14 protein-coding genes are annotated in these 20,950 nt (G+C 38.3%); 9 read left to right on the forward strand and 5 right to left on the reverse strand.

Going from position 1 to position 20,950, the window contains the following annotated elements:
- A partial coding sequence (locus tag BI291_RS00635; RefSeq protein WP_139302521.1) for a response regulator occupies positions 1-1,670 on the forward strand: 1,670 nt, incomplete at its 5' end.
- Between the two features lie 52 nt (positions 1,671-1,722).
- On the opposite strand, the gene BI291_RS00640 is transcribed toward BI291_RS00635, so the two are convergent.
- The 5 genes from BI291_RS00640 to BI291_RS00660 form a co-directional block, all read right to left on the reverse strand.
- Positions 1,723-2,451, reverse strand: coding sequence for a FadR/GntR family transcriptional regulator (locus BI291_RS00640; RefSeq protein ID WP_074495415.1), 729 nt, complete (start codon positions 2,449-2,451; stop codon positions 1,723-1,725).
- Positions 2,452-2,863: 412 nt separating this feature from the next.
- Complete coding sequence (locus BI291_RS00645) at positions 2,864-3,907, reverse strand: polysaccharide lyase family 7 protein (protein WP_074495416.1); 1,044 nt, start codon at positions 3,905-3,907, stop codon at positions 2,864-2,866.
- Between the two features lie 211 nt (positions 3,908-4,118).
- Positions 4,119-6,368, reverse strand: a complete 2,250-nt coding sequence (locus tag BI291_RS00650; RefSeq protein WP_074495417.1) for a VCBS domain-containing protein — start codon at positions 6,366-6,368, stop codon at positions 4,119-4,121.
- Between the two features lie 204 nt (positions 6,369-6,572).
- Positions 6,573-7,103 (reverse strand): hypothetical protein, encoded by a 531-nt coding sequence (locus BI291_RS00655; RefSeq protein ID WP_074495419.1) that lies wholly within the window; start codon positions 7,101-7,103, stop codon positions 6,573-6,575.
- A 16-nt stretch (positions 7,104-7,119) separates the two neighbouring features.
- A complete protein-coding gene (locus tag BI291_RS00660; protein ID WP_074495421.1) occupies positions 7,120-8,514 on the reverse strand; it encodes a polysaccharide lyase family 7 protein in 1,395 nt (464 codons plus the stop codon).
- 446 nt (positions 8,515-8,960) lie between these two features.
- On the opposite strand from BI291_RS00660, the gene BI291_RS00665 reads away from it, so the two are divergent.
- The 8 genes from BI291_RS00665 (at position 8,961) to eda (ending at position 20,948) form a co-directional block, all read left to right on the forward strand.
- On the forward strand, positions 8,961-12,059 hold the full coding sequence (locus BI291_RS00665) for a TonB-dependent receptor (RefSeq protein ID WP_074495423.1): 3,099 nt from the start codon (positions 8,961-8,963) through the stop codon (positions 12,057-12,059).
- Positions 12,060-12,246: 187 nt separating this feature from the next.
- Positions 12,247-13,125, forward strand: coding sequence for an NAD(P)-dependent oxidoreductase (locus BI291_RS00670; RefSeq protein ID WP_074495425.1), 879 nt, complete (start codon positions 12,247-12,249; stop codon positions 13,123-13,125).
- A 162-nt stretch (positions 13,126-13,287) separates the two neighbouring features.
- Entirely contained in the window at positions 13,288-15,510 is a 2,223-nt protein-coding gene (locus tag BI291_RS00675; protein ID WP_074495426.1) for a polysaccharide lyase 6 family protein, read from the forward strand.
- A gap of 10 nt (positions 15,511-15,520) precedes the next feature.
- Positions 15,521-17,722, forward strand: coding sequence for a heparinase II/III family protein (locus tag BI291_RS00680; RefSeq protein ID WP_074495427.1), 2,202 nt, complete (start codon positions 15,521-15,523; stop codon positions 17,720-17,722).
- 10 nt (positions 17,723-17,732) lie between these two features.
- The gene (locus BI291_RS00685) at positions 17,733-18,080 is read left to right on the forward strand and encodes a cupin domain-containing protein (protein WP_139302523.1); all 348 of its coding nucleotides are present in this window, start codon (positions 17,733-17,735) and stop codon (positions 18,078-18,080) included.
- Positions 18,080-19,387, forward strand: a complete 1,308-nt coding sequence (locus BI291_RS00690; protein ID WP_074495429.1) for an MFS transporter — start codon at positions 18,080-18,082, stop codon at positions 19,385-19,387. The genes BI291_RS00685 and BI291_RS00690 overlap by 1 nt, the downstream gene beginning before the upstream one ends.
- A gap of 3 nt (positions 19,388-19,390) precedes the next feature.
- Positions 19,391-20,320, forward strand: a complete 930-nt coding sequence (locus BI291_RS00695) for a sugar kinase (RefSeq protein WP_074495431.1) — start codon at positions 19,391-19,393, stop codon at positions 20,318-20,320.
- 10 nt (positions 20,321-20,330) lie between these two features.
- The gene (eda, locus tag BI291_RS00700; RefSeq protein WP_074495433.1) at positions 20,331-20,948 is read left to right on the forward strand and encodes a bifunctional 4-hydroxy-2-oxoglutarate aldolase/2-dehydro-3-deoxy-phosphogluconate aldolase; all 618 of its coding nucleotides are present in this window, start codon (positions 20,331-20,333) and stop codon (positions 20,946-20,948) included.
- Positions 20,949-20,950: the final 2 nt, after the last annotated feature.

The following is a 20,950-nucleotide window of genomic DNA, read 5'->3' on the forward strand; positions in this document are numbered from 1 at the left end:
TAGTCCCTAACTTCGATAGCAATAAAGAAGTCAAAGGCTTTACGTCCATCCGTACGGACATCACACAACAAAAAGAAAATATAGATAATCTTGCCACAGCCAAGGAACAAGCGGAGGCAGCGACAGAGGCTAAAACGCAGTTTTTGGCGACTATGAGCCATGAAATTCGAACACCAATTAATGGCGTAATAGGCATGACGAACCTGCTACTTGATACATCGTTAAATAAAGAGCAGTACAGTTTTGCCAAATCTGTTAAATATAGTGCGGAATCCTTGTTGACCATCATAAATGATATTCTTGATTTTTCTAAAGTTGAAGCAGGAAAGTTAGAGCTTGAGCTTCTTGAATTTGATCTAGAGTTATTTTTACATGACATTGGTAGCAGCATTGCTTTTCAAGCCAATAATAAAAACCTTGAATTGATATGTCCTGCTAATCTTATTCTGAATCAGTCATTTATTGCTGATTCAGGACGTCTTCGGCAAATACTCAATAACTTAATTGGTAATGCAATTAAGTTCACCGAAAAAGGAGAGGTATCAGTATATTGCAATACACAAGAGCTTACAGAGCAATATACAAAACTTCTGTTCGAAATTAAAGATACTGGAATTGGCATCTCATCTGAGCAACAAAACAAACTTTTTGAACGTTTTAGTCAAGCTGATGGCTCTACTACCCGTAAGTACGGAGGCACTGGGTTAGGACTTTCTATCTGCAAACAGTTAGTTGGATTGATGAATGGTGAAATTGGCATGAGCAGTGTTGAAGGTAAAGGATCAATATTTTGGTTTACAGTAATCGTGACTAATAGTAATTCTTTGACAGCTAATAAAACGTTTGATGGCTTAAAAAACCAAAAAATACTTGTCGTAGATGATAATGTTACTAACAGAGAGTTGTTAGGGGAGATATTAACCCGGTGGCAAGTTGAGCATACTTTAGTCGATAGTGGGCAAAAAGCGCTAGAAAAGTTAACCGAAGAATACTCAAAAGGGGAACCATACAACATTGCTATTCTAGATATGCACATGCCTCAAATCGATGGTTTTACTTTAGGTACTAAAATAAAAAACGATTGTAAACTTTCTAAAGATACCCGTGTAATGATGTTAACCTCTCAAGGGAAAATAGGAGATGAAGATAGGTTAAAGGCCGCTGCATTTGACGGTTATCTGAATAAACCTATAGATCAAACTAATCTTTACAATACATTAATCAAAATATCAGGAGTTAATTCTCCAGACAAAAAATTGGTAACGTCAAATAGCTCTAGAGAATATCCACAATTTGCTGCAAGAGTACTGGTTGTCGAGGATAATGCAATTAATCAAAAAGTAGCTCAAGGCTTATTGATAAAGTTTGGTTTGCAAGTTGATATAGCTGTCAATGGAGAAGAAGCATTAAAATCTTTGGAAAACCTACAATTTGATTTAGTTTTTATGGATTGTCAAATGCCAGTAATGGATGGTTATGAAGCTACTCAAAAAGTTAGGAGTTCAGAATTAAAACTACGTAAACGAAAGATTCCAATAATCGCTATGACTGCAAATTCAATGGCAGGAGATAGAGAGAAATGTCTAGCGGCTGGTATGGACGACTTTATTTCTAAGCCTATTAATCCTAATACGGTGCAAGAAGTATTAAAACAGTGGCTACCAAAGTAAAATTTCAAGGCATAGCAGAAAATTTTTATTAATTGAAAAGTTTGTTTCGTATTTAAGCTTGTCGTTTTATCGAGTACATGTCTCGTTTTTCGCTGCTCTCTCTTTTTATTTTTTCTAATGCTCTGGTTTCTTCAGCGTCAAATAATGTATTGATTAAACGATGAAAATGTTCATGCATGGCAGTACGAGATTTATCAGCATTTGCTGATTTTAAGGCATTATAGATGGCTCTATGTTCAGCGATTGTTTTAGCGCTGTCTTTGCTACAGACACTATCATAATCTTCGATAATTTCTTTGGAAGAAGCTCTTAAATTCCATAGGCTCTCTACTAGGCTTTTCATTGCTTCATTACGAGTAGCGTTGGCGATAATTTTATGGAAAGCTCTGTCTGCGGCTTCCATATCTTTCCCTTTTTCCATGTCGATAAGTGTTTGATTTAATTCTTCAAGCTCTTGTTCGTTTATAGACGCTGCTGCAAGTGCGGCTACTTCGCCTTCAACAAGTGCTCTTGCTTGTGTAACTTCAAAAGCGTTGATATTTTTTAGTAAATTTGCTGATTGCTGAGATGCTAATACATAAACACCAGAGCTAGTTTTTACTTCAACCCTTCCTCTTACTTCAAGGGCAATGATTGCTTCACGAATAGTTGGACGGCTCACATTGAAACGTTGGGCTAACTCTCTTTCAGGTGGCAATCGGCTGCCAACTGGAAAATTTCCAGAATTAATGGAAGCTTCAATTAATTCAACAATGCTCCAAAATAACCTTTTTGCCGCCATAGTTACTTTACCCCGAAAAGCGTTAAACGATAATTACCAAACTGATCTGTTCTTTATATCAAAATCAGTGACATAAGTTAAATCATTACATAACAGATCTTATTATTCAAGTGATTATCATACCAATATCATGATAATTTCGCTTTTATTGGTAATAACCTTCTTAAGTGTGGAATAAAGTAGAATATTTAAATTATTAAGCTAGCCTCATTGTATTGTTTGTTTTATGCGGATTTTGTTTTTTATTCTTATTAATTAATATGCTTAGCTGTTTATCTTTTTTGGTAATACCAAATCATATGCTTTTAACTAGTTTTTATTGATAGGCTCAAACTAAATTAATGATGTTTATCGCTGACAAGTGGGAAAGCAGGTAAAACAGGATATTGCTAATATACCCTGTTTGTGGAGTTTAAGGTTGGGTAGCTTGGCTTAACGTTAAATGCGTAAAAGTAACGCGAGTATAATCACCGTTTGCTTTATCTGTTTGCCAATCTCCGGTGCCAGAGCAGCCAGCATACCAAATACCATCGGCATCTTTTGTTGAACATTGATTATAAGCACCAGCTTTAAAGTAATGCCAATCACCTGTATAGCCATTAGGGTTGTCTTTGTTATCGATGTTGCCATAGGCGTCAATATTATTGGAAAGATCAATTTGATAAGTAACGGCTTTTTTATTTTTTTGGGTAAACGTTAAGTGCATTACACTGTTAAATACATTAATTTCGTAACTAAACTCTTCATTTAACTTAATACCTTTAGCTTTTGGGTCTTCGGCATTTTCCCAAGTATTTCCCCACACAGGATAGGCGATATCGGTTCTATCGGGGTTGTCTTTGGCTAAATTTCTTTCATAGGTCCAAAATACTGATCCCGATTGATGATTTGGCCACTTTTTATAATATATTTTTATCGGCTCATTTCCCCAACCAAAGCCATTGCCTTCGGCGATTAGCGCTTTATCTTTACCAGCATGAATTTGACCAACAACAACTGAATAAGCTGGTTTTTTAGGGTGTTTAGCATTTTTAGCGACATGGTTTACTTTTAAACTCGCTGATAATTTACCGCCGAGTTGATCAAAGTATTTCGCATCAGGGTGTGCAGATAAGGCGAAATTATTGCCATATGATTTTGTATCAATTGAGGTATCCAACCCTCTGATCATTTGCCTTAATTCACTGCGGGTATTAGATGACGTTTGAGTAGTCACTGCTTTATTCGGCGAGGTAAACACTAAATGGCCAAATTGGTCCAAATAAAAATAGTCAGGGTGTTGATAGTGTTGTAGCGCCCTAGTGTCAATGGTATCTGCTTTACCATCGTTATCTTGATCGAGTGGAATGGTAATTTTCCAATGGGATAAATCAAATTTATTGGCAGGATTATTTGATGTGCTAGCACATCCTGCAAATAACAATATGAGTGAAATTTTCGTTACTGCTTTAATCATTTAAGCACTCCTATTTTAACGTGCGCGTTTTGTTGTTGAGTATCGCTAATTGCGACATCACAACAACGAATAGCGACTTAAATTGTTGACACGACGTTGTACTTATTTTAAATCTGTTATTGATGCTGAACAAAGTAAAAGCTGCCGTATAGTGTTATAAAAAAATAGCGCTATGTAATAGCGCTATTTCAAGCTAGAGAGATAAATTAGCTTACTTTGCTTTTTTAGCGACTACTACTTCAGCAGAGCTAGAGTTATAAGGTGATGAGGTATTATCATCATCTAATGAACTTCCTTCAGAATAACTTTCAAAATTATCTTCGAACTGTATCACTGTTCCTTCAAGATCAGAGTAGAGTTTAACTTCATCAATAAAATAAGCAGCGTCACCTAATGTTGAACTATTATCACCTAATTTAAAGATTACTGTTTGCACACCTGCAATAACATCGCTTAAAGATTGAGAGACTGATGCAAAGGGTTCGGTCGTTACGCTGGTACCATCTATCGTTAAAGTTAGTAGAGGAGCAACGGTATCAGAAGCATTACTTGCATCCCATGTGATATCAACGTTGGTCCATTTATCGGCAGTAAATGGAATGGTCACGTCAACGCCTTCGTTATTTCGAATAACATAACCTGTACTTTGGATTCGTAAGTCTATAATGGCGTTACTTGTACTCGTAGATGAACCATACAAACCAATGTAGGCATCTTTTTCTATACCAGCTTCTTTTAAGAAGGCTACGCTTAACTTACCCGCAGGAATAATATCGCTTGAAGATAGTTTATAACGTAACTCACCAGCATCATCTGTCATGTTATCAGTAATTTTTGCTGTTAAGTTATCTGGATTTTCTGCACCACCTTCGGAACCAATTTGTGCAACAACGGTTTCAGCAGTACTAGAGTTGTATGGTGATGCTGAATTATCATCATCTAATGAATCACCTTCCATATAACTTTCGAAGTCATCTTCAAATTGAACGGTCGTACCTGCAAGATCTGAATACAATTTGAAGTTATCAATGTAGTAGGCGGCTTCACCTGTTGTTGAACTGTTGTCACCTAACTTGAATATAATTGTTTGCACGCCGGCCACAACATCACTTAATGATTGTGATACAGAAGCAAAAGGTTCGGTGGTTACACTTGTGCCGTTAATGGTTAACGTTAATAGTGGTGCAACGGTATCCGAAGCATTGCTTGCATCCCAGGTCATTTCAACATCAGTCCACTTATTCGCTGAAAAAGGAATAGTGATATCAACCCCTTCATTATTACGAATAACATAACCGCTACTTTGGATACGCAAATCAATTAACGCATTGCTAGTACTGGTTGAGGAACCGTATAAACCAATGTAGGCATCTTTTTCAATACCATCTTCTTTAAGGAAGGAAACGGTAAGTTTACCTGCAGGAATAATATCACTTGATGAAAGTTTATATCTAAGTTCACCCGCATCATCAGTCATGTTATCAGTAATTTTAGCCACTTTAGTTGGAGCAAATGAAGCTACGCCCGAAATAGTGATGTTTAATTCTGCTAACGTACCGTCCGCTGAGGAAATTGAAATGGTATCGTTAATGGTGTCATTTTCATCAAGTAACGATGTGACTGTTGGGTTTGTTGTATCTAGCGTATATGTCCATTGACCATCCGTTTGAATAGAAAAAGTACCAAACGTAGTCATTGTATCTGTTTGAGCAAGCGCTGAACTTTCGCCAACATCAGCGTCAGTGATAACAACAGTACCGGTAACGCTATCTGTTTCATCATTGATAACGGCCGCTGTTAAGCCTTCAAACGTCGCTGCTGTATTTCCGGAAGCGGGAGCTACCGATTCAGAAGCTGTAGAACTGACTTCTTCACTGTAATCATCATCATCAGTGTATGTGGCCGTGACCACAATGGTTTTACCAATTTCATCATCAGTTAACGCAAGAGTGGATTCTGCTGCACCTTCTATTGCGATACCGTCTGCTAGCCACGTATAGGTCACGTTTTGTGCATCAACGCCATTGTCGTCTGTAAGTGTTGCAGTTAGAAGCTTTCCTGATTCAAAAATACCTGATACTTCAATCATACCATCGGCATTCATGATGATGGTGTTTGTTGCACTAGATCTTAATTTTTCTTGGTAGTTATCATTGTCGGTATATGATGCGATAACTGAAACTTGTGTGTTAACTTGCTCTGACGTTACGGTAAATGAGCTAGTTGAAGCACCTGAAATTTCAACGTCGTTTGCTAACCAACTATAGGTAATTGTTGATGTGTCTACACCATTACCGTCGGTAACCGATACTGTTAATGTTTCCCCTACTTTTGCTGCACCAGACAATGAGATTTGACCAAATGCATTACCCGTCTCTTTAGGTAATTCATCTGTATTACACCCCGTAACAGCCAAAGCAATCGCAGATGCCGCAATCGATTTGTTTATTAAATTTTTCATTATTATGATCCTGTTGTTTTTTTTGGTAAAACAATCTTGTTAATGATTTGTTTGTTTTTATATTAATTTGTAAAACCATTTTGTCAACCATGAACTGGTGACAATTTTAATTAATCACAATTTTAGTCATGTGTATTGGCTAGGTAAGTGCTTTGTTTGCACATGATTTAAAGTACATATCTATTTAATTAGTGTGGTTATTGTTTATGTTTTCTTTAACTGTAAAGAGTCCAAACTTTCCCTTGCGAGATTCAACCATTTCTTTTTATATTTTTTATCAGTGGTAATAAATGAAATAAAAGTGAGTTTGCCGTTAACAGGCAAAGCATAAGTTAGATTATATTGATACTTACCAATCCCTTGAGTTTCATATTCATAGACAGCAATTTTAGTGTCTAGTCGAGTATATACTTTGTCTTTTTTCCAGTTCGCGCCTTCGCTCGATTTACGTAACATATTCGAAATATATTTATGGATCTTATTCATCGATTGCTTATTTGCCGGCGTGGGATATTGAGTAAACGTAAAGCTTACTGTTTGATTTTTGTTATCAAACCCATAGCTTGGTGGTGTTTTTTGATTGCCATAACGCTTCTCTAACGTTGTTGAAGACATTGCGTTTAATTCTGTTGAAAGTTTAATTAATAATGTTTCATCGAAGAACTTATGCGTGTTTGTTTCTGCAGCTTGAAGATAAAAACTGAGTATCAATAACAATGGGGATAGTTTTTTCATGTTGTTTACTCCTGGTTTAATAAGTGTTGTGGTGGTTATCGATTTGGTAAAAAGTTGCTTGCACGTAGTCATGTGGATCGCCGGAATTATTTTGGTTATACACGCCAGCTTTGAAATACATATATTGGTTACCTACATCGTAGCCACTTTGTGACATATCTACGTGCTGGTGAAATTCAGTGCCATCAGATTTGATCACAATTACGTTAAGGTTATTACCTTGCACTTCAATGGTGTAACTAAACTTCTCATTTAGTGCGATACCGTTTGATGGGTTACTCGCGTTATTTCCTCTGCTGCCTATTAATTCGTAGTAGTAGTCATCTCCACCAAGCTTTTCATGTGCAAGGTAAATAGCGCCGTTTTGGTTCTCTGGTAATTTACGATAGTACAGCCTGACAGGCTCATCATCATTGGCATGAATCTGACCAATAATAACCCGACCTATTTGATAATTTTCGCCTGTTGTCGTAACGTGATTAACTGCTAGTTGAGCGCTTGAAGTACCATCAATGCCACCAGATTTGCTGAGATCTGAATCAGGTGCAGTTGAAAACACCCAGTTATTTTTGTTAACCCCTTGAGTATTTATACTCGTATCACCTCTACGAAGCATTTCACGCAACTCTGCCCGTACATAGCTAGTGTTGTTAGAGGTTTTATACCCTGAAACTGAAGTGGAAAATCGTAAGCCACTATCGTGTGTTAAGGTAAAAAATCTTGGGTCATAATAGCCAGCCGCTAAATCTTGTTCTTTAATACTGTCAGATTTGCCATTGTTATCATCGTCGGTTGGAACACTCAAATACCAATCAATTAATTCAATAGAATGCGCAGTAGTTTCTCGACATCCATAAACTTCAATTTCAAGGAGTGTGCTTGCTTGCGATACTTGATTACCTGATAGTGCTAAGTTGATGTAAAGTGCGGTTTGCTGTTCATGTGGGCTCTGTGCTAAGTCAACAACATCTGGAATAATTGTTTGTGTTTCGCTTTCAGTAACAGTGTTTAACAATTGCCAGTTTTCATTATCTTTTGAGCTTGATATTGAAAAGAGGTTTGCATATTCGGTATTGGCCCAAGTGATGACTAACTGCTTTAATAACGCTGGTTCAGCCAAGGTTATTAAGACGTTGGTATCTAATGTATTAGGTTGCCAACTTGAGTCATTTATTTTAGAACCATCATGTAATGAAGCAATGCTTTGGGCTCCTCCTTCATAACTGATACTAGCGATATCTAGTGGGTATGATACATCACAAGTTATATCATCTATGACCGTTGGCGTTGTCGTTTGGTCTTCTTCAGGTGTTTTTGGTATTGCTTGGGTATTTTTAGCTGTAGAACTTCCTCCGCAGCTAAATAAAAAAGCTGAAGTGAATAACGTTAACAATATTTTTTGTTTTTTCATGGGGGTCCAAGTTATCTTCAAGTTATCTCATTTTGTCATTATTACACCGCGTAATATTTAAAATGTACTGCACTGGAATATGTCATTGTCAGTAAATTTATCGAGCGTGTATTGATTATTACATTATTTAATACCAAATGGTCAACCAAAAAATAAACATGGTCATCAAGTGTTCCAAGTGAATGTTTATTTTTCTGTTCAAAGTCGTAATGTTCTTCAATTATATTCACAGGCTAAAAGTAGGCTAATAAACCTAAGGTAACGTGTGTAGACCTTTATTGGTATGTTGGTAAAACTATTTTAGTATAAGGTTCGTTTTGTTTCTTATTAATTGGTTAGTTTTTATTTTTTAATTGTTTTACCAAAATGGTTGACAATTGTTTTTTATGTTGCTTGAATAATGCAATATTGAAAATTCAAAAAACTATAATTAATCGGATATATCAATGGCAACTACAAATCAGTTAAATAAAATCAGCTGTGCATTACGCAATTGGGGCAGCTATCGCAAACAGTTACTGTGTGCATCAACGTTACTTTCACTTGTGACTGTTCCTGTAAATGCTCAGGAAGAAACTGAGAAAAAAGTAGACTCTGAGGTTGAAGTCATCGAAGTTAAAGGACTTCGAGGTACGATGACACGCTCATTAAATGAGAAAAAAAATAATACTGCGATTGTTGATGCTGTGGCAGCAGCTGATTTTGGGGAATTACCAGGTTTGTCATTGTCTGATGTTATTGAAAATATTTCTGGCGCCTCTGGTCATCGATTAAAAGGCAGCCAAAACGAAATATCTATTCGAGGTTTAGGATCTTACTGGGGCTATTCTACATTTAATGGCCGCACAATCACGAATGCAGGACCAGGTCGCGCAGTAAATTTCAAAAAATTTCCGTCTGAGCTTGTGGATAAAGTTGTCATCTATAAATCACAGCAAGCTGATTTAGTTGAAGGGGGTACGTCAGGTACGATTGATGTGAACTCTTTACGTGCAGTTGATTATGGTCAAAGTCAAACAACTGTTCAAGCAACGGGCGTTTACAATTCGTATTACCAAGATGTAGAGGGTGATGTTTCTCCGTGGGGAAGTAAGCTAGTTGTATCAACTGTACAGCAATGGGAAACTGAAAATCTAGGTGATATGGGTTTTACCTTAGGGGTTAATCATACAAATTCCGCCAACCCAGAAGAAAATTACGGTGGTAGTTCACAGATGGGGGTTTGTGCTCTTCGAGCAGCTGACGGCTCTAGTTTAATCGGTGGTAGTAACTGTGCAACAGGTCAACAGGGTGTAAGTTCTGGCCGTGTTGGTCGCGAACCTGAATTAGGTATTGATACTGACTTAGCCGATTTTGATCAAAGCAGTATTTTTTATGTCCCGAATGATGCCTACTGGCGTACGGGTGAAGACGAAGATATCAGAACAGGAGCTGTATTTACCTTTCAATGGGTGCCAAACGATAAACTGAATATTAACGTAGATTATGAATATTCAGATCTTGAATATACGGAAAAACGTATGGAGTTGGCTCTTGATACGCGCCTTGATGATCTTGCGGATCATATTGTTTCAGAAGATCACACCTTACTTTACGCGACAGGCGAGGCACGTCCAACGTTACAAGGTGAAAATCGTAATCAAGTAGATGAATATCATGGTGGCGGTATCGAAGTTGAATATACCCCAACAGATGCGTTATCACTTGCGTTAGATGTTTCTTATTCTGAGTCTTATCGTTATCGTTTACGTCAACGCACAAAGTTTCGTTCAACTGAACGCTATAATTATGCCTTAGATTTCCGTGGCCGTAATGTGCCAACTCTGACTTGGTTAGATAGTAATCGCTTGGGCCCTGATGATGCCGGCTTTGCTTCTTGGGAAGCTTTTGATGCAAGCCACATGGGTAATTTTGTTCACGACGACCATGCGTATGTTGAGTATCGTCGTGCTCATGAACATCGTAATGATGATATTCTTGCGGTTAAATTTGATGGTCAATATCAATTAGACAATCAATACTTTTCAAGTATTAAAGCAGGTATTCGTTACTCAGAAGAACATTTAGTCGATTACGTTACAAATGATGTTTCTCTAGTCATCGCTGATGGCTCTCAAAACTATGGTGCAAGTGATAACGAAGATAATAGTTGGGATGAATTAAACCCTGAAGCGAACTCTGCACTTATTAATGGCATTATCGATAATTGCCAAAACGATCATTCAAATAATATTCAGTTTACTGAGGAAGAAGGTGCTGGCGGCGATGCTACTCGTTATGCCACTTATGATCATAAATGTTTTATTGGTCAAATACTTGGTCAATTACCAGGAGCGTCAGGAACTGATTTTTATGACATAGGCGAACGAGCAGATGGCCGTGATGGTGCTGATAGAGATGTAACCGAAACCATTACTGCTGCTTATGTGATGGCGAATATTGATACAGAAATAGCAGGTACTCCGGTATACGGTAATGTAGGGGTTCGGGTTGTAAAAACCGAAACGCATTCAAAAGGCTGGGGTGATAAAGTTTACATCACGTCTACCGAAGGCAACGAAGGTGATATCACCTGGAGTTCAGAGATTAACCCGACGGGTGAGATCGAAGTCGTTAATTTAGATTCGGAATATACTGAGGTATTACCTAGCGTAAATTTAACCTTTATGGTTAATGATGCTTTTTATGTACGTACTGCAGCGTATCGTTCAATGTCACGTTTTCAAATGAACGCAATGTCAGCAGGTGTGAGTTACGAAACCTGTGAAGATGAAGACGATACCGTCTGTGATCCAGCGACTAACACTGATTTTTCACAAGTTATTCGTAGTGGTGACGCTAGTGGTAACCACTTAGACCCATACACTGCAATGAATTACGATGTGTCATTTGAATATTATCCATCGCAAGATGCAGCCTTTACCGCCGCTTTTTACTATAAATCATTCACCGGTGGCTATGATGTTAAAACTGAATACCGCGATATTACGGTTAATTTAGATGGCGTAGATACCATTTACCCTGATGTAGCACATCTTGTGAAACAAACATCTGAAGACGAATCTGTTATTAAGGGTGTTGAATTTACCGGTCAAAAACATTTTGTTGAATTACCTGAACCATTCAATGGTTTAGGGGCAAAGTTTGCTTGGAACTATGCAGAGTCTGACTTTGTTACCGCAGAGCCAGCTAGTGCGGGTATTGTTCCAGATGCGAACTTATTTGGCTTCTCTAAGAATGTTGCATCGGCGTCTGTTTATTGGGAAGGCGATGACACAACGGTACGTTTATTATGGAAATATCGTTCTAAGTACCTGCAGCCGAACAGTCTACCATTCCCAGACCGCTCACACCGTTATGTACAAGATGCTTTGTATTTCAATATGTCGGCAAAATACAAAATCAATTCAAATGTAAGTCTTTTCTTAAAAGGACTTAACTTAACCAATGAACCACAAGTGATGACGCGAGGTAACGATACCACCATTGCGGATTACTCACGCTCAGGCACTAAGTGGGAATTTGGCGTGAAAGCGAAGTTTTAAAGAATTCTACTTAAGGTACTAAATTTGAGCAGTAGCTTAACTACTGACAACTAAAAGCTGTGAGTCTCACGCAGTTAATACTCACTGAGACTCTGTTTATTAATCGAAGTAAATCGCTGTGTTCCCAATGAAGAGGTAGCTCGTTATACCTCAGAAAAGTAATAGCGTAACTATTTAGGAGTTTATTATGTCAAAACCAACAATTGGTTTTATCGGACTTGGCCTTATGGGCGGAAACATGGTTGAAAACTTGCAAAAAAGAGGATACCAGTTAACCGTAATGGACCTTAACAAAGATGCGGTTGCAGCGTGTGTTTCTCGTGGTGCCAATGCTGCATCATCGGCAAAAGAGTTAGCAGAATCTAGTGATATTATCATGCTGTGCTTAACTACATCGGCTATCGTTGAAAAAGTTATCTATGCAGAAGACGGTATTCTTGCTGGTGTTAAAGAAGGTGCTGTGTTGGTTGATTTTGGTACTTCTATTCCGGCATCAACGCGTAAAATTGGCACTGACTTAGCTGCTAAAGGTGTAGGTATGGTTGATGCGCCACTTGGTCGTACACCTGCTCATGCTAAAGACGGTTTACTAAATATCATGGCGGCTGGTGATATTGATACCTTTAACAAGGTTAAGCCAGTATTAGAAGAGCAAGGTGAAAATGTTTTCCATTTAGGTGCGTTAGGCGCAGGACACACAACAAAATTAATTAATAACTTCATGGGGATGACTACCGTTTGTGCAATGTCACAAGCGTTTGCTGTAGCTGATCTTGCTGGCGTAGATCGTCAACAATTGTTTGATATTATGTCAACGGGTCCTTCAAATTCTCCGTTCATGCAGTTTTGTAAAAACTATGCCGTTGACGGTGTCAGTGACTTAGGCTTCTCAATCGCCAATGCTAATAAAGACTTAGGTTACTTCTTACAAATGGTAGATGACTTAGGCACTGAATCTAAAATTGCTCAGGGTTCATCACAGAACTTACAAGCTGCATTTGATGCAGGTTTAGGGCAGGGCAATGTGCCAGAAATCTTTGATTACTTTCTTAAACTTGAAAAATAATGTTGTCGTACTAACACATTAGTTAGTATTAACAAAAAATAGTAAGCTATTGATTTTAGAGGTTTTCCTTACACGATGCTCTCTTTTAAGGCTTTCTCTTACAAGGAGTTGTGAAAGCCTTAGTTTTAGCCAGCAATAATAACAAAGGGTTACGGTATACAAATGAAAACACTTACAGTTACATTTCTCTCTTTTATGATCTCTTTGGGCGTAAATGCCAAAGAATATTTAGTTGATTCGCCTAAAGCATTTAAGAAAACCGTAAAACAACTTGTTGCTGGTGATACGATCAGACTAGCCAACGGTACTTGGCAAGACTTTGAAATTCTATTTACCGGCAGTGGCACAAAAGATAAACCAATCACGTTAATGGCACAAACCAAAGGTAAAGTGATTTTATCGGGTCAATCTAATTTGCGCCTAGCTGGAGAGCATCTTGTTGTTTCTGGCTTAGTGTTTAAAAATGGCTACACACCAAGCAGTGAAGTGATCGCATTTCGTCGAAACAAAGAAAACCTTGCCTTTCATTCACGTGTTACTGAAACGGTCATTGAAGATTATTCCAACCCTGACAAACAAGAGTCAGATTATTGGGTAGGTTTATATGGTCAACATAACCGTTTCGATCATAACTATCTAGCAGGTAAAACCAATAAGGGTGTGACGTTAGCCGTTCGTTTGAATAGTGAAGACAGCCAACAAAATCATCATAGAATTGATCACAATTATTTTGGCCCTCGTCAAATATTAGGTTCAAATGGTGGTGAAACATTACGCATTGGTACGAGTCATTATTCATTAGCAGATTCATTTACCGTTGTCGAAAATAACTACTTTGATCAGTGTAATGGTGAAGTGGAAATTATCTCGGTGAAATCAGGTAAAAACTTATTAAAAAGTAATGTTTTTTATGAATCTAGAGGAACCTTAACATTACGCCATGGTAACGGTAACGTTATTGAAAATAATGTGTTTTTCGGTAATGGCGTTGATCATACTGGCGGCATACGTGTGATCAATAAAGATCAAATTGTCCGTAATAATTATCTAGAAGGTTTAACAGGGTATCGTTTTGGTAGTGGCTTTACCATTATGAATGGCGTACCAAACTCTCCTATTAATCGTTATCACCAAGTCGAAAATGCAAAAGTCAGCAATAACAGCTTTATCAATGTAGATCATATCCAGTTAGCCGCAGGCAGTGATGCTGAACGCTCTGCTGTGCCCATTAACTCTCATGTTGACAATAACCTTATTTATAATGAAAAGCAGCAGCCTTTTACTCTATTTGATGACGTATCTGGCATTAAATTTTCTAATAATATTGCCAATAAAAAGCCTGTTGAAGCACTCGCTTACGGCATTGAAAAACAAGCCATTACCCTTGAACGTGCTGCAAATGGCTTATTGTATCCACAAGGGTTATCAATCGGGGTAGATAAATCATTAACGCCAATCAGCAAGTCTCAAACTGGGCCAAGCTGGTATCCGAAAACACAAGGTATTACCGCATTTAATAGTGGTAAAGAAATTAACGTATCTCCTGCAGAAGATGCGCTTTATAACGCGATAGAGAATGCTCAAGACGGTGATGTTCTGCTTTTAGGTCAAGGCACTTATGATGCCCGTAAAATAGCAACTATTGATAAAACGCTGACTATCAAAGCAAAAAAAACTGGTAAAGCTATTATTACCTTTGAGCGTGGCACTTTATTTGAACTTGTAGATGGTGGTAGCTTAGCGCTAAACGGTGTGAAAATTAGTGGTAAAAATAGTCCTGACTCTTCAGGTAATGTGATGATCCGCAGTAAAAAGTGGGGCATGACAAAAAATTATCGTTTAGTGATAGAAAATTCAATCATAGAGCAGTTAGATATTAACCACTCATTTCATGTGTTTGAGTCAGGAAAAGGTGCTTTTGCTGATGAAATTGTATTAAGAAACAATACCTTTACTAATATAACTGGCGATGTTTTACGTTTAGACAAAGAACATGAAGACTTAGGCGTCTACAATGCTGAATATGTCACGATTAAGCAGAATACCTTTAACAATGTGAAAGGTGCGCTGGTGAAACTATACCGAGGTGGTACAGATGAAAGTACCTTTGGTCCGCATTTTACCTTAGCCAATAATGAGTTGACTTCAGTGGGTGCTGGAAAACGTAATAAAAAAGCGTCAAGCGTGTTTTTGCATGGTGTGCAGGTAACTAATATTGATACAAATGTTTTTCAAAAAAGTGCGCCAATTACCATAGAGCATACTGTTGGCGAGCCAAAAACAATGTTGCTTAATAATACCTTAAATGAAAAACCGAGCATTGTTGAATTACGCGTTGCAGGCGAACATACCGCTGAACTTCAAAATAATAAAATCGTTAAGTAGGAAAAGAAAAATGTTTTTTACCTCAACACTTAATAATGCGCTTTTAGCGGTTTTTATCTTAATATTTACTTCTACTGCACATGCAAAAAAACATCCTAATTTAGTGGTGTCATATCAAGAGACGAAAGCGATGCGCATGGCATTAAAAGAGGATAACAGCTTTTCAGATACCTTCGCAAAAACTAAAGCGAAGGTAGACTTACAAATTAGCAAAACGATTAATGTTCCTACTCCGAAAGATTCTGGTGGTGGTTTTACACATGAACGCCATAAGAAAAATTATCAATTAATGTATGACGCGGGGGTTGTTTTTCAATTAACCCAACAGAAACAATATGCTGAATATGTGCGTGACATGTTGTTTGCTTATGCTGATATGTACCCCAATTTACCGTTACATCCTGCACGTCGTCAGGATAAAAACAATCCAGGTAAATTATTCTGGCAAAGTTTGAACGAAGCGGTTTGGTTGGTCTACACCTCGCAAGCTTACGATATGATAATCAGTCAGTTAACTGAGCAAGAACAAACAAGAATTGAAACTGGAATTCTAAGACCTATTGTTAAATTCTTATCTGTCGATTCAGCTGCTACCTTTAATAAAGTTCATAATCACGGCACATGGTTAACGGCTGCTGTTGGTATGACAGGTTATGTTATCGGTGAACAAGAATGGGTCGAACAAGCGTTATATGGCTTAGATAAGTCAGGAAAAGGCGGCTTTATGCGCCAATTGGAAGCGCTTTTCTCTCCTCAAGGGTATTACAACGAAGGCCCATATTATCAGCGCTATGCTTTAATGCCTTTTGTTACATTTGCAAAAGCTATTGAAACAAATGAACCAGAAAGAAAAATATTCGAATATCGCGATGGTGTTTTACTGAAAGCAATAAATACCACGATAGATTTGAGCTATAACGGCTTATTTTTTCCTTTAAATGATGCGATCAAAAGTAAAGGAATTGACACTATAGAGCTTGTTCAAGCGGTAACTATTGCGTACGGGCTTACCAAAGATAGTGGATTACTTGATATAGCTAGCCAGCAACAACAAATCATTTTGACGGGTGATGGTCTACAGGTTGCTAAAGCCTTAGATGCTGGTTTAGCTACTCCCTATGCGTTTACTTCTAAAGCGTTTGGTGATGGCGCCGATGGTAAACAAGGTGCATTAGTTGTGATGCGTCAACACACTCAAGGCGAACAAGCGTTGGTATTTAAGCCAGCTGCACAAGGGTTAGGTCATGGTCATTTTGATAAGCTAGCTTGGTTATTTTATGACAAAGGCGAAGAAATTGTTGCAGATTACGGTGCTGCACGTTTTTTAAATGTAGAAGCAAAATATGGTGGTCAGTACTTACCAGAAAATGACAGTTACGCTAAACAAACCATTGCTCATAATACCTTGGTTGTTGATGAGAAAAGTCACTTTGATGGCGATGTTAGCGTGGGTAATAACAATCATCCAATAGTAGATTATTATGCAACCAATACCCATGGCACTCTGAGTAAAGCGTACATTAACACCGCATATTCAGGCGTTGAATTAACCCGCATGATGGCATTAATTACTTTACCAAAAACCGATATTTCATTAGCAGTTGATGTGTTCCATGTTGCTAGCGATAAAGCGCATCAATACGACTTACCCGTTCACTACCAAGGCCAATTAATCGATACGAATTTTGAGCGTCATGCCTATACTGAACAATTATCAGCTTTAGGTAATGCAAATGGTTATCAGCACTTGTGGTTAACAGCAACAGGCGTTGCCAATGAAGGAATTGCAAAGGTAACTTGGCTTAATGATAATGGCCGATTTTATACGCAATCAGCGATTGTTGATGGTGATACTGAAACATTATTTACGCGTACCGGCGCAAATGACCCGCTGTTTAACCTAAGAAATGAAGCCGCGTTTATTTATCGAAAAAAAGCGAGTAAACAACATACATTTGTCAGTGTTTTAGAGCCGCATGGCGAATATAACCCTTCGAAAGAGTTTACTTTAGAAGCACAGTCGAAAGTTATCGCACTAGATTTCCACCACGAAAATAATATCTCGTTGCTAGAAATAACACTTGCTAACTCAAAACAGTATTTATTAGCGGTAAATGAAGTTGGTACAGATAAAACAGAATTTACATATAACAATAACGATTATCAACTTGATGGTCGATTTACACTTCTTAACATTACAAAGCAGCAGTAAGGCAGGAATTATTATGAGCGAAAGTGCCCACTTTTCATTTGGCAACGAAACCGAAATTGAAGATATCGGTGGTGGATTAAAACGTCAAATGCTTGGCTATAACCACGAGTTAATGGCTGTTAAAATTTGGTTTGAAAAAGGGGCGATTGGCTATAATCATGCTCACCGTCATTCTCAAGTTACCTATGTTGTAGAAGGTGAATTTCATTTTAATATTGCGGGTGTAACGAAAGTTTTAAAGGCGGGCGACAGTTGTTATATCCCTCCTCATGCTGATCACGGCGCTACTTGTCCTACAGGTGGTATTTTAATCGACACGTTTAGCCCTGCGCGTGAAGATTTTGTGGAGGATTTATAATGAAAATTAAAGGATTACGCTGGTGGGTAATCGCGTTAATCGCGCTTGCGACTATCATTAATTACATTGATCGTCAGGCACTAAGTGTTTTATGGCCAGACATCGTGGAAGATCTTTTTCCAGAAAAATCATCGTTGGAACGCAAGCAAATATACGCGAATATTTCTATTGTCTTTGTGTTTGCTTATGCCTTTGGTCAAGCAATATTCGGCAAAATATTTGATTGGATTGGTACGCGCATCGGTTTTGTATTGTCGATAGGTGTTTGGTCATTAGCGACAATTGCTCATGCATTTGCTCAAGGTGTGCTGTCTTTTAGTATTTTTCGAGCCATCTTAGGTGTGGCAGAGGCTGGTAATTGGCCCGGTGCTACCAAAGGTAATGCTGAATGGTTTCCAACGAAAGAACGTGCTTTAGCGCAAGGAATTTTTAATTCTGGTGCTGCTATTGGCGGTATTATTGCAATTCCATTGATTGCCTTTTTAACGGTATATTTTAGTTGGCAAATGGTGTTTGTTATTGTTGGTGCTGTAGGCCTGTTATGGTTAGTACCTTGGTTAGTACTTGTGAAATCGCCACCGGGTTCTCATCCTTGGATTTCGGAAGAAGAAAAAGCATATATTTTAACGGGTCAACGTCGTTCCGACATAAGCGAAGGAAGCGAAGAGGAAGAAGAGTATAACCCGTCAACGGGGGAGCTACTTTCAAGAAAACAAAGTTGGGGCGTTATTATTGCGTCTGCTGCGATTGACCCTATTTGGTGGTTATTCGTTTTTTGGATCCCTATTTACTTGAACGAAGTTTATGCCATGGATGTTAAATCGATTGGTATTTATGGTTGGGTGCCTTATGTAGGCGCAATGTTTGGTGCTTGGTTTGGTGGCCTATTAGCGCAAAACAGATTAAAAGCGGGTTGGAACACAGACAAAACGCGTAAATTAACCATCACTTTAGGTTGCTTAATTATGTTGCCTTCGTTGTTAGCAATGGCGGATCCGGGTGAACCGGTAACAGCGGTACTTATAATGGCAGTGATTCTCTTTGGCTTTCAAACTGCCATTGGTAATGTACAAACGCTACCGAGTGATTTATTAGGGAAAAAGGCTGTTGGGACGTTAGCGGGTTTTTCTGGAATGGCGGCGAAATTAGGTGCTGTTGGTTTAACCTCTCTTGTTCCTTATTTAACTGCAGACGGTAATTATACACCAGCTTTTGTCATTGGAGCTTCGTTAGCTGTTATTGCAATGGCAGCCATTTGGATCCTGATCCCTAAAGTCGAACCATTGAAAAAAATAACCAAGGCATAACCAATGAAAAACATTTTTTTATTCGGCGAATGTATGATTGAGTTGATGCATACCTCATCAATGACCATGAAGCAGTCGTTCGCCGGAGATGTTTTTAATACCGCAGTGTATTTAAAAAGATTGTTTCCTAACACTAATGTCAACTTAGTGACTGCCGTTGGCCAAGACCATTTTAGTGAAAACATGGTGAAGTACTTTCAAGATGAATACCTAAGTACTGATTATGTCTTTCGCTCTGAAACAAAAATTCCTGGTTTATACGCGATTCAACTTGATCAATACGGTGAACGTAGCTTCACGTATTGGCGGGACAATTCGGCAGCTAGAACTGTGATGGACTTCATCAATGAAGACATAACGAAACAACTAAGCAAAGGGGACATCTTCTTTTTTAGTGGTATTTCATTAGGTGTCGTTCGCCCTGAGAGTCGCGATAAGTTTTGGCAATGTATTGCTGAACTTAAAGCGGCAGGTGTAAAAATTGCCTTTGACTTAAATTATCGCCCCAAGTTGTGGGCGACGAAAGCAGAGGCACAAGCCCAATTTTTACTTGCTTTTGAAGCCTCGGATATTTTACTACCTGGCGTTGATGACTTTGCAGCAATATTTGACACTAACGATATTCACGGTGTGATCAGTTTTTTTGAGCAATATCATTATCAAGAGTTAGTGGTCAAAAATGGTGAAAAGAATGTGTATTGCTTGTCATCTACAGGCCAAGATATTGTTGATGTTACGCCGGTTAAGCAAGTGGTGGATACTACATCAGCAGGCGACTCTTTCAATGGTGGTTACCTTGGTGCTCGTATGGCAGGACACTCTATTACGAAATCTGTTGAATTAGCCAACCAGGTGGCTGGTTTTGTCATTCAACACCCTGGTGCGATTGTTGAGTCATCAGCTTTCTCATCACGCTTTAATTCATTTTTATAGGTTTATTACCATGACATCCTTTTCATCTTTGATGGGAACACAAACATTATTACCCATTATTCAAGCATCAACGCCAGAAGAAGGCGTGAGTATAGCTAAAGCTATGTCTGAAGCAGGCTTAACATTGGTAGAAGTTGTATTAAGAACGGAAGCATCTTTAGCAGCGTTAAGTGCCATTAAATCAGCATTGCCAGAGTTGATTGTTGGTGCTGGTACAGTAACGAATAAAGATATTTTGGAAAAAGCGATTGCGGCAGGTTCAGATTTTATTATCACGCCAGCTGTTTCAGATCGATTATTAAATGATTTAGCTGATTGTAACTTGCCGGTTTTACCTGGCGTGTCGAATACCGGTGAAATTTTACTGGCACGTGAATTCGGCTACACCGAAATGAAGCTTTTTCCAGCTGAATTATCAGGTGGCGCTAAATTTTTGTCTGCAATCTCATCGGTGTTTCCTGATATTAGTTTTTGCCCAACAGGGGGGGTAACTCTCGACAATAAACCTGATTACTTGTCACTTAACAATGTGTTTGCTGTTGGTAGTACTTGGGTTGCGAAGAAAGAGTGGGTTGAACAAGGGAATTGGCAAGCCATAACAGATGCGTGTAGTGAAGGAAATAAATAACT

The organism is Thalassotalea sp. PP2-459 (assembly GCF_001913705.1).
In the GTDB taxonomy this organism is placed as follows: domain Bacteria; phylum Pseudomonadota; class Gammaproteobacteria; order Enterobacterales; family Alteromonadaceae; genus Thalassotalea_C; species Thalassotalea_C hakodatensis.

What these genes read in the sequence shown, in the direction of transcription:
- BI291_RS00675 (WP_074495426.1), top strand. Translation starts at nt 13,288, where the DNA reads ATGAAAACACTTACAGTTACATTTCTCTCTTTTATGATCTCTTTGGGC.
- BI291_RS00650 (WP_074495417.1), bottom strand. Translation starts at nt 6,368, where the DNA reads ATGAAAAATTTAATAAACAAATCGATTGCGGCATCTGCGATTGCTTTG.
- BI291_RS00695 (WP_074495431.1), top strand. Translation starts at nt 19,391, where the DNA reads ATGAAAAACATTTTTTTATTCGGCGAATGTATGATTGAGTTGATGCAT.
- BI291_RS00690 (WP_074495429.1), top strand. Translation starts at nt 18,080, where the DNA reads ATGAAAATTAAAGGATTACGCTGGTGGGTAATCGCGTTAATCGCGCTT.
- BI291_RS00655 (WP_074495419.1), bottom strand. Translation starts at nt 7,103, where the DNA reads ATGAAAAAACTATCCCCATTGTTATTGATACTCAGTTTTTATCTTCAA.
- BI291_RS00665 (WP_074495423.1), top strand. Translation starts at nt 8,961, where the DNA reads ATGGCAACTACAAATCAGTTAAATAAAATCAGCTGTGCATTACGCAAT.
- eda (WP_074495433.1), top strand. Translation starts at nt 20,331, where the DNA reads ATGACATCCTTTTCATCTTTGATGGGAACACAAACATTATTACCCATT.
- BI291_RS00680 (WP_074495427.1), top strand. Translation starts at nt 15,521, where the DNA reads ATGTTTTTTACCTCAACACTTAATAATGCGCTTTTAGCGGTTTTTATC.
- BI291_RS00660 (WP_074495421.1), bottom strand. Translation starts at nt 8,514, where the DNA reads ATGAAAAAACAAAAAATATTGTTAACGTTATTCACTTCAGCTTTTTTA.
- BI291_RS00640 (WP_074495415.1), bottom strand. Translation starts at nt 2,451, where the DNA reads ATGGCGGCAAAAAGGTTATTTTGGAGCATTGTTGAATTAATTGAAGCT.
- BI291_RS00670 (WP_074495425.1), top strand. Translation starts at nt 12,247, where the DNA reads ATGTCAAAACCAACAATTGGTTTTATCGGACTTGGCCTTATGGGCGGA.
- BI291_RS00645 (WP_074495416.1), bottom strand. Translation starts at nt 3,907, where the DNA reads ATGATTAAAGCAGTAACGAAAATTTCACTCATATTGTTATTTGCAGGA.